This is a genomic window from Dactylosporangium sp. NPDC051485 (assembly GCF_040682015.1).
Lineage (GTDB): Bacteria > Actinomycetota > Actinomycetes > Mycobacteriales > Micromonosporaceae > Dactylosporangium.
On sequence record NZ_JBFAZW010000204.1, the window covers coordinates 1 to 8,132 of the forward strand.

The following is an 8,132-nucleotide window of genomic DNA, read 5'->3' on the forward strand; positions in this document are numbered from 1 at the left end:
GTGGGCAGCCGCAATGCGAGCGATCCTCCCGGTCACCTCGACCAAGCCTGGCCGGGCTGCGGTCGTATCGCCAGTTAACAAGTAGCCGCGATCCGCGCACTACCGATCGTCACCGTGCATCGGCCTGCCGGGTGCGCGGGCATGCCGATGATGGTGTGTGGGGTCATCGTGACCGCAGCATCTCGTCGATGCCGTGGCGCACACATGCGTGGAAGTCCTCACGGTGAACGTCTGCCGCGAACTCGCACGACATGAGCTGCCCAAGCGATCGGCCGATCTCGTCACCCGCGATGTCGACCGGGCAGCCAGTAGCAGCGCGTCGAGCGCCTGCGGGCATTTCCACGACGAGAGATCACTGATCGCCAGGCACCGAAACTCAAGATCCTCCGATTCGTCTGCGAGCACGCCGGCGATGCGTTCAGCACGCCGATCCCACGCCAATTCCCCGGTCACCTTTAGTGACTCCAGGAACACCCTTGGCGGCCGGTATCCATGCGCTTCGACGTAATGCAGGATCATCCTCGGAGCAGCGTAGACCTCCTGACCTGGGATTCTCTCTGCTGGAGTGGTTGCAGGTTGGTGCTTGCGGACCCGACTCCGGTCGCTGCTCGACTCGGGATTGGTGGTTGTCATCACTGCGTGGCCGTTCCAGGAGGTGCGGGGTTACGAGCGCGTCGCGCTGCGCGTGAGCTGAGCGCCCAGGTGAGCAGACCGGCGGCGGCGAGTGCGGCGCCGAGCCCGGCGGAGCCCACCCAGCCGGCCGCGCTGTAGAGCGCGGTGGTGCTGGCGGCGCCGAGGGCGGAGCCGAGGGAGTAGAAGACCATGTACGCGCCGATCGTGGTCGAGGCGCGGGCAGGGTGCACGGTGGTCAAGATGTGCTGGTTGCTGACGTGGACGGCTTGGACGGCAAAATCGAGCAGGATCACTCCCAGTGTCAGCAGGATCAGAGACCAAGGCAGTTGCCCGATAGCTGCCCACGAGGCGATCAAGAGCACAAGGGCGATGCCTGTGGTCCGGTTCGCGTTCCCGGCGTCCGCCCAGCGACCGGCGCGGGTGGCTCCGAGGGCGCCGGCGAGGCCGGCGATGCCGAACATCCCGATCTGGGTCTCGCTGAGACGCCACGGCCCTCCCTGCAGCGGCAGGGCCATACCGCTCCACAGTGTCCCGAATGAGGCGAACAGGAAGAACGCGATCAGTCCTCGGCTGAGGAACACCGGCTCGGCGAACAAGCCACCGAAGGCGCGCAGCAACGCCCCGTACCGGGCCGTCCCGGTCCGCATGTCGGCGCGAAGCCAGCGAAGCGACAGAACGCCAAGGACCATGGCGAGTGCGGCCAGAGTGACATAGATGCTTCGCCAACCCCACATGTCGGCGAGGAACCCGGCGAGGATGCGGGAGCCGAGAATGCCGATCACGACACCGGAGGTCACGATCCCGAGGTTGCGGCCGCGCTCGGACGGCACGGACAGCGCCGTTGTGTAGGCGACCGTCGTCTGCACCACCACGGCGAAGAACCCCGCAACCGCGAGCCCCGTGAAGGCGACGCCGGCGTTCGGTGCGGCGGCGGCAGTCATCAGACCCCCTGCGACCAGGAAGAGGTGCAGTGTGATCAGTCGCCGTCGATCCCATAGGTCGCCGAGCGGCACCAGCAGCACCAGGCCCGCCAAGTACCCGAGCTGCCCGGCCGCGACGAACCAGCCCACCGCCTCCGCGGGCACTCCCAGGTCCCCACCCATCTGCCCGAGCACCGGCTGGCCGGCATACACGCTCGCCACCGCGACTGCGCAGACCACCGCAAGCAGCAGCCTTGTCCGCCCCGTCACACCCATCAGCCCAATCAGTTGCACTTTGCTACCGATTAGACCGTAGGGCAGAATGGTTTCATTCCGCAACTCAACGGAGGCCTGGTGATGGGCGAGACGGACACGACGTGGACCGACCCGAGCTGCCCGGTCGCGCGAGCAACCGATCTGGTCGGCGACCGATGGAGCCTGCTCATCATCCGCGACGCGATGGACGGCGCCCGCTCGTTCACCGACTTCCAGCAGCGCACCGGCATCGCCCGCAACATCCTCACCGACCGGCTCCGCAAACTCGTCGCCCACGACCTGCTCACCCAGGTCGACGCCCCGTCCGGCCGACGCAAGCTGTATGAGCTCACCGACGCAGGCGCAGACCTCTTCCCGGTGATCGTCACGCTGCGCCAGTGGGGCGAACGCCACGCCTTCGCAGACGGAGAAGCGCACTCGAAACTGCTGGACGCCCACGGTTCCCCCGTACCCGCGCTCACTGCGACCACAACCGACGGGGAGCCTCTGACCGCCGACAACACGTACATCCAGCACGTCAACTGATCCGCCGGCCGTCCACGCGCCCGGGGCCGCCGAGCGGGCCGGCCATTCCGTTGACGTCCTCCTGCGCGCAGCTGGTGCAGCCGTCGTGGCGTAGACGATCCCCGCAGGACTGGCCCTCGGTCATCGAGAACGTGGCAACCGTGGTGGCCGTCGCTGCCTCTCGTGGTTACGCAGGAGTGTGGGCAGTCACCGGGGTCGGCGCCTGAGAGCCCGGCGCCGCGCCCGGCCCGGTGCAGGGCCGGTGGGCGGTGGCTCTCCGCGGCTCTAGATGATGGTGGCACCTGTCGGCAATGGGACCGGCCCGGCGCGCAGGACGGTGCCGAGGTGGTCGGCGGCGCCGCACAGGCCGGCGACCGCGTCGGCGAGCATCGGGCCGGACTCGCTCGTGGCGAGCAGCTCGATGAGCACGCCGATCGTGGTGGCCACGGTATCGGCGACCGGGTCGGGGTGCCGGCCCCGGCGGCGGGCCACGCTCTGCTGCACCCAGGCCAGCCGGGCGGTCTGCAGGCGGCCGGCGGCGTGCGGGCCGACGGCGTCGCGGTCGGCCCGCACGTGCAGGTCGGCCCGGTCCTCGACGTCCAGGCCGGCCCGGGTCTCGAGGGTCTCGAGCCGGTCGACCAGGGCGGCGGTGATGTGGGCGAGCAGCTCGGCGCGGCGCCGCTCGTCGGCGTGGTCCCGCATGATGTACAGGGGATCGCCCGGTATCCCCAGGATCGTCATGACCCGCAGGAGGTCGTCGGTGCTCGGCAGCGTGGACACGCCGCCAGGGTAGGCTCGGGGCGCGGGGAAGGCTGTGACGAATGACGCACGGAATCCCCTGACAAATCGGACCCGTCCCAGGGGTGTACGAACGCAAGGGTGGCGTTGCCCGTAGGCTGTGTCGAATTCGTGGCGGCGGAACGTCCCGGCGACCCGATACATTCCCGTGCATAGGAGGTGGGCACGGTGTCACTGCGTGCAAACGGGGAAAGCGAGTTAGGCCGGCGAGACGCCTGGCTGTACTACGTGCTCGTGGGCGGCGCGGGCATCGTGTTGCTGCCGTTCACGATCGTATGGCACGCCGAGTGGTGGCCGGAGGTGGCCGCGGTCGTGCTCCTGCTGGTCACCGCGGTGGCCGGGGTGATCAGGGCCGGGAAGGGGCCGAAGCCGCGCACCCTCGTCGTGCGGCCGGGCGAGTTCGTGGCGCCGCCGTCGTACTTCGGACTGGCCAACAGCGCCGCGGCGTTCCCGCCCATCGTCGGGATCCTGTTCAGCGTCGCCTTCGACGACGATGACTGGGGCGTGTTCACCTGGATGCTGTTCGCGGTGACGATGGTCTTCGCCTACTTCATGGTGGCCACCCTCGTCATGCTCGCCCGCGGGACGGGCCGGCTCGTGCTGCGGGGCGACGGGCTGACCGTCGTCGACGCGTTCGTCACCTACGACGTGCCGTGGGAGGCCATCATGACCGGCCCGCTGCCCACGGTCTTCGGGGTGGGCCGGCTCGGCATCCTGTGGCCGGAGCTGGTGCGCAGCCGCGGCCCGCTGCGCCGGCGCAACCAGCAGCGCATCCAGCTGCAGCTGCAGCGCTCGGCAGTGCACCGGGAGTTCCTGCACGACACGGTGAACCACTACCTCAACCACCCGGAGAACCGGCACGCGATCGGCACCCGGGAGGGCCTGGACCGCCTGCTCGGCGCCCTGCACGTGCAGCAGGTGTAAGCGCGGCGGCCCGGGCCCGCCCGGCCTACCAGGTCATGTTGATCTCGTTCTGGTAGTTGACGTAGCCGCCGCGCAGGAACGCCTTCGCCATCGGCACGTTGCCGACGTCGGTGGTGGCCCGGATGCGCGGCGCGTCCTGGGCGGCGAGCACCCGGCTGCCCTCGCCGAGCACGTCGTCGATGTAGCCGCGGCCGCGGTGCTCGGGCAGCACGGCGAGGTACGCGATGATCGGGCCGTAGTCGTTGCGGGCGGGGAAGATGAAGCCGACCGGCTCGCCGCCGGGCAGCGTCGCCACCCGCCACCACTGCCTGGGGCTGCGATACAGCTCCAGCTCGCCGTGCAGGTGCTCCTCGGCGACCCGGCGCGCCGGGAGCCGGGTCAGGCCGGCCCGGTGGTGCGCGTCGAGGGTGCCCTCGACGGCCCTGGTCATGAGATCCAGAGCTTCCGCGGTACCGCGGAAATCCCGGAACGCCAGACGGCCGGAACCCGGCGGAATCGTCGCGCCCGGGCGCCATTCCAGGCGGTGGCGCTCGACCAGGAGGCGGGCCCCGAGGCCCTCCAGCGCGGCCAGGTGCTGCAGCACGGCCCCGGCGGGGTCCTCGGCCCAGCCCGGGTCGACGAAGCGGATGTACTCCGGCGGCGGGCCCCCGGCGGGCACGAGCCGGGCCAGCGCGGTGCGGACCAGCTGCGCCGCGGTGCCGGCATGACCGTCGGCGAAGTCGAAGATGTCCATGAGGTACGGCTCGGCGGACCCGGCGCGGGCCCACCAGGCGGCCCGGGCGACGAGGCGGTCCCCGTCGAGGGCCATCCACAGCCAGCCGGGCCGGCGGCGCCCGGCGGCGAGGTCGCCGTCGAGCTCGTCGTTCAGGACGTACGGCAGGCCGAGGAAGCGGTCGAGCTCTTCGCGCCCCGCGACGGGGCGGATGGTGACGGACACGTGAGGCTCCAGTGTGTCGTGGTGCTGGTGCTGCGGGACATGACCGGCTCCTCCTTCCTGGCGGTCGCTCGCCGCCGCCGCCCGTTCTACCCCGCCGATCATGGCCGGGGCAAGTCGAAAACCGGTTGCCGGCCCGCCGGCGCATCGGGGATCGTCGTGACCATGACGCGCTGACGGTTCTGCCACGCCCTGTCCGTTCTCCCAGAGGAAAGCCGTGCCCACCGTCACCGTGTTCGCCTCCGACGACAGCTGGATCGAGTCCGGCGCCGTCACCCAGTGCCACCAGGTCGCCGCCCTCGACGGCATGCTGCACGTCGCCGGCATGCCCGACCTGCACCCCGGCAAGGGCGCCCCGATCGGCGCCGCCATGACCTCCACCGTCCTCTATCCGCACCTCGTCGGCTCCGACATCGGCTGCGGCATCGCCGTGTTCCCGTTCCCGCTCAAGCGGGCCGTCCCCGAGCGCCTCGCGGCGAGGTTCCCGGACCTCGACGTGCCGATCGACCCGGCCTGGGCCGACCTGGGCGAGGACGACGTCCCGGCCGGGCACCTCGAGGGCCTCGGCACCGTCGGGCGCGGCAACCACTTCGCCGAGCTGGCCCGGGTCAAGGAGGTGCTCGACGCCGGCCACGCGGCCCGGCTGGGCCTGGCCGCCGGGGACCTGGTGCTCATCGTGCACAGCGGCTCCCGCGGCCTGGGGGAGCGGATCCTGCGCGAGCACACCGAGGTGCACGGCGCCGGGCCGGCCGCCGACCCGGCTGGCTATCTCGCCAGGCACGACGCCGCCGTGGCCTGGGGCGCGCTGAACCGCCGGCTCATCGCGGCCCGCGTCGCCGACGCCCTCGGCGCCGCGCCGGCCGAGCCGATCGTCGACCAGTGCCACAACCTCGTGGAGGTGCGCGACGGGGCGTACCTGCACCGCAAGGGCGCCGCGCCGGGCGACGGGCGGGACGTGCTCGTGGCCGGGACCCGGGGCACCGCGTCGTACCTCGTCGCCGCCCACGCCGCCGCGCACGCCGGGCACTCGGTGGCCCACGGCGCGGGCCGCAAGATGTCCCGCGCCGACGCCCTCGTGCGCAACCGGGCCAAGCACACGGTCGAGCAGCTGCGCCGCCCGCCGACGGGTTCGGTGGTGGTCTGCGGCGACCGGCAGCTGCTGTTCGAAGAGGCCCCCGGGGCGTACAAGCGCATCGAGCAGGTGATCCGCGACCTCGTCGCCCACGGCCTGGCCACGCCGGTGGTCAGCACGGTGCCGGTGGTCACCTACAAGACCGCCGACAAGGGCCGCCGATGACCTACCTGATGGTGTCGGCGGGTCGCGGCCCCCAGGAGTGCGCGTGGGCCGTGGCCGAGCTGGCCGCGCGCCTGGAGGCCGAGGCCGCCCGGCTCGGGGTGCCGGCCGAGCGGGTGGCGCAGGTGCCGGGGGAGCGGCCCGGCACGTACCGCTCGCTGCTGCTGCGGGTCGACGAGGGGCTCGCCGCGGCGTGGACGGGGACCCTGTGCTGGCAGGCGCCGAGCCCCTACCGGCCCGGTCACGGGCGCAAGAACTGGTACGTCGTGGCCCGCCCCTGCGACCTCGACGCCCCGCGCACGGCGTTCGCCGAGGCCGACGTCGACATCCAGCCGTGCCGCACCGGCGGCCCGGGCGGGCAGCACCGCAACAAGGTGAGCACCGCCGCGCGGGCCACCCACCGCCCGACCGGGCACGTGGTGGTCGCCGACGGCGAGCGGCACTTCGGGCAGAACCGCCGGGCCGCCCTGCAGCTGCTGCGGGAGAAGGTCGAGCGCGACGACCGGGCCGCCGCGGCGGCGCTGGACGCGGCCCGCTGGCAGATCCACGACGACCTCGTGCGCGGCGACCCGGTCCGGGTCGAGCGGCCGCTCAGGCCTTCCCGCGCGGCAGGTCCGGCATCGCGCCGACCGAGCCGGCGAGGTCGGTGACCGGGAACCGCACGCCCGGCGGTTCCGGCGACCGCGCCGAGCAGCAAGGCGATCGGTCTCCTGGGGCGCCATCCCGATCGCCAGCCTGCTCGCCGGGCCCGCCGACGCCCGCCCGGACCTCCTCGCCTTCGGCGCCGTGGCCGGGGCCGCCGCGCTCGCTAGGGCGTCAGGCGGTCGCCAGCAGCAGGCCGGCCAGGTCGCCGAGGTCGCCCAGCCGGATGTCGGCGTCGAGGCCGCGCAGGGCGGCGACCGTCGCGCCGGCGGCATGGCCCGCGTCGATGCCCGGCTGCGAGTCCTCGACCACAAGGCAGTCGCCCGGCGCGACGCCGAGCCGGGTGGCGGCCGCCAGGTACGGGTCCGGGGCCGGCTTGCCGCGCCGGGTGTCCTCGACGGTCACCAGCAGCGGCGGGTCGATCCCGGCGGCGCCCAGGCGGGCCACGGCCAGGCGGCGGTCGGCGCTGGTCACCACGGCCCAGGGCAGGTCGAGCTTCTCGAGGGCGGCGAGCAGGCGGGCGGCGCCGGGGGTGGCCACGACGTCGTCGAGGTCCGCGTACTGCAACGCCAACTGCCGCGCCGCCGCGAGGTCCACCGCGTCGTCGTCGAGGGCGGGGTGGACCGCGCGGATCGTGGCCGGGGCCGGGCTGCCGTGCATGCGGGGCAGGATCAGCTCGGCCGGCACGCCCGCCTCGGCCGCCCACGCGAGCCAGGCCCGCTCCACGGCGGCGTCGGAGTCGACGAGGGTCCCGTCCATGTCCAGCAGTACCGCAGCGAAGCGCCGCATTGCCCGTACCCCCAACACTCAATAAACTCGTCAGGCGAGCATAATCGCGGGGAGGGTGCGTGGCAACGATGCGGGCCGAGGCGCTGCGGGTGCAGGGCGCGCTCGCGCTGCTGCGCCACGCGCACGCCCACCCCGGCGTGACCAGGGCGGAGGCGGCGGCCCGCCTTGGGCTCAGCAGCGGCTCGGCGGCGGAGATCATGGGGCGGCTGCGGGCGGCCCGGCTGCTCGGCGAGGCGGCCGCGCCGCAGACCGGCGGGCGCGGGCGGCCGAGCACGGTGCTGGTGGCGCACCCCGAGGGGCCGCTCGTCGCCGTGGTCGAGCTGACTCAGCCACCGCTCACCCCGGTGCCGGTGCCGACCTCGACCACGGCCTTGGCGTTGCTCACCGCCGCGATCACCCGCAGCGCCGCCCCGCAGCC

Annotated in this window: 9 protein-coding genes and 1 pseudogene; 6 read left to right on the plus strand and 4 right to left on the minus strand. The window is 72.9% G+C overall.

Annotated features, from left to right (window positions below; genetic code table 11):
* Nucleotides 1–632: 632 nt before the first annotated feature.
* Nucleotides 633–1,847: an MFS transporter gene (locus tag AB0M46_RS50215; RefSeq protein WP_363348662.1), complete on the minus strand. Its 1,215-nt coding sequence runs from the start codon at nucleotides 1,845–1,847 to the stop codon at nucleotides 633–635.
* Nucleotides 1,848–1,910: 63 nt separating this feature from the next.
* Here AB0M46_RS50215 and AB0M46_RS50220 point away from each other — a divergent pair, with 63 nt between their 5' ends.
* Nucleotides 1,911–2,354, plus strand: a complete 444-nt coding sequence (locus tag AB0M46_RS50220) for a helix-turn-helix domain-containing protein (protein ID WP_363348664.1) — start codon at nucleotides 1,911–1,913, stop codon at nucleotides 2,352–2,354.
* Nucleotides 2,355–2,618: 264 nt separating this feature from the next.
* On the opposite strand, the gene AB0M46_RS50225 is transcribed toward AB0M46_RS50220, so the two are convergent.
* The gene (locus AB0M46_RS50225; protein WP_363348666.1) at nucleotides 2,619–3,113 is read right to left on the minus strand and encodes a hypothetical protein; all 495 of its coding nucleotides are present in this window, start codon (nucleotides 3,111–3,113) and stop codon (nucleotides 2,619–2,621) included.
* Nucleotides 3,114–3,299: 186 nt separating this feature from the next.
* Between AB0M46_RS50225 and AB0M46_RS50230 the strand changes: the two genes are divergently transcribed.
* Nucleotides 3,300–4,055 carry a hypothetical protein gene (locus tag AB0M46_RS50230; protein ID WP_363348668.1) on the plus strand — a complete coding sequence of 252 codons (756 nt, stop codon included), beginning with the start codon at nucleotides 3,300–3,302 and terminating at the stop codon, nucleotides 4,053–4,055.
* Nucleotides 4,056–4,080: 25 nt separating this feature from the next.
* Here the strand turns inward: AB0M46_RS50230 and AB0M46_RS50235 are convergent, their stop codons facing one another.
* Nucleotides 4,081–4,992, minus strand: a complete 912-nt coding sequence (locus AB0M46_RS50235; protein WP_363348670.1) for a GNAT family N-acetyltransferase — start codon at nucleotides 4,990–4,992, stop codon at nucleotides 4,081–4,083.
* A gap of 18 nt (nucleotides 4,993–5,010) precedes the next feature.
* On the opposite strand from AB0M46_RS50235, the gene AB0M46_RS50240 reads away from it, so the two are divergent.
* From AB0M46_RS50240 to prfH, 3 genes are read left to right on the plus strand one after another with little or no spacing between them, the layout of a single operon-like run.
* On the plus strand, nucleotides 5,011–5,166 hold the full coding sequence (locus tag AB0M46_RS50240) for a hypothetical protein (RefSeq protein ID WP_363348672.1): 156 nt from the start codon (nucleotides 5,011–5,013) through the stop codon (nucleotides 5,164–5,166).
* 40 nt (nucleotides 5,167–5,206) lie between these two features.
* Nucleotides 5,207–6,286, plus strand: a complete 1,080-nt coding sequence (locus AB0M46_RS50245) for an RNA ligase RtcB family protein (RefSeq protein ID WP_363348674.1) — start codon at nucleotides 5,207–5,209, stop codon at nucleotides 6,284–6,286.
* Nucleotides 6,283–6,933: a peptide chain release factor H gene (prfH, locus tag AB0M46_RS50250; RefSeq protein WP_363348676.1), complete on the plus strand. Its 651-nt coding sequence runs from the start codon at nucleotides 6,283–6,285 to the stop codon at nucleotides 6,931–6,933. Before AB0M46_RS50245 ends, prfH begins: the two co-directional genes overlap by 4 nt.
* 166 nt (nucleotides 6,934–7,099) lie before the next feature.
* Here prfH and AB0M46_RS50255 read toward each other — a convergent pair whose 3' ends face one another.
* Nucleotides 7,100–7,714: an HAD-IA family hydrolase gene (locus AB0M46_RS50255; RefSeq protein ID WP_363348678.1), complete on the minus strand. Its 615-nt coding sequence runs from the start codon at nucleotides 7,712–7,714 to the stop codon at nucleotides 7,100–7,102.
* Between the two features lie 59 nt (nucleotides 7,715–7,773).
* Between AB0M46_RS50255 and AB0M46_RS50260 the strand changes: the two are divergent.
* Nucleotides 7,774–8,132: pseudogene (locus AB0M46_RS50260) on the plus strand (hypothetical protein); the annotation flags it as partial.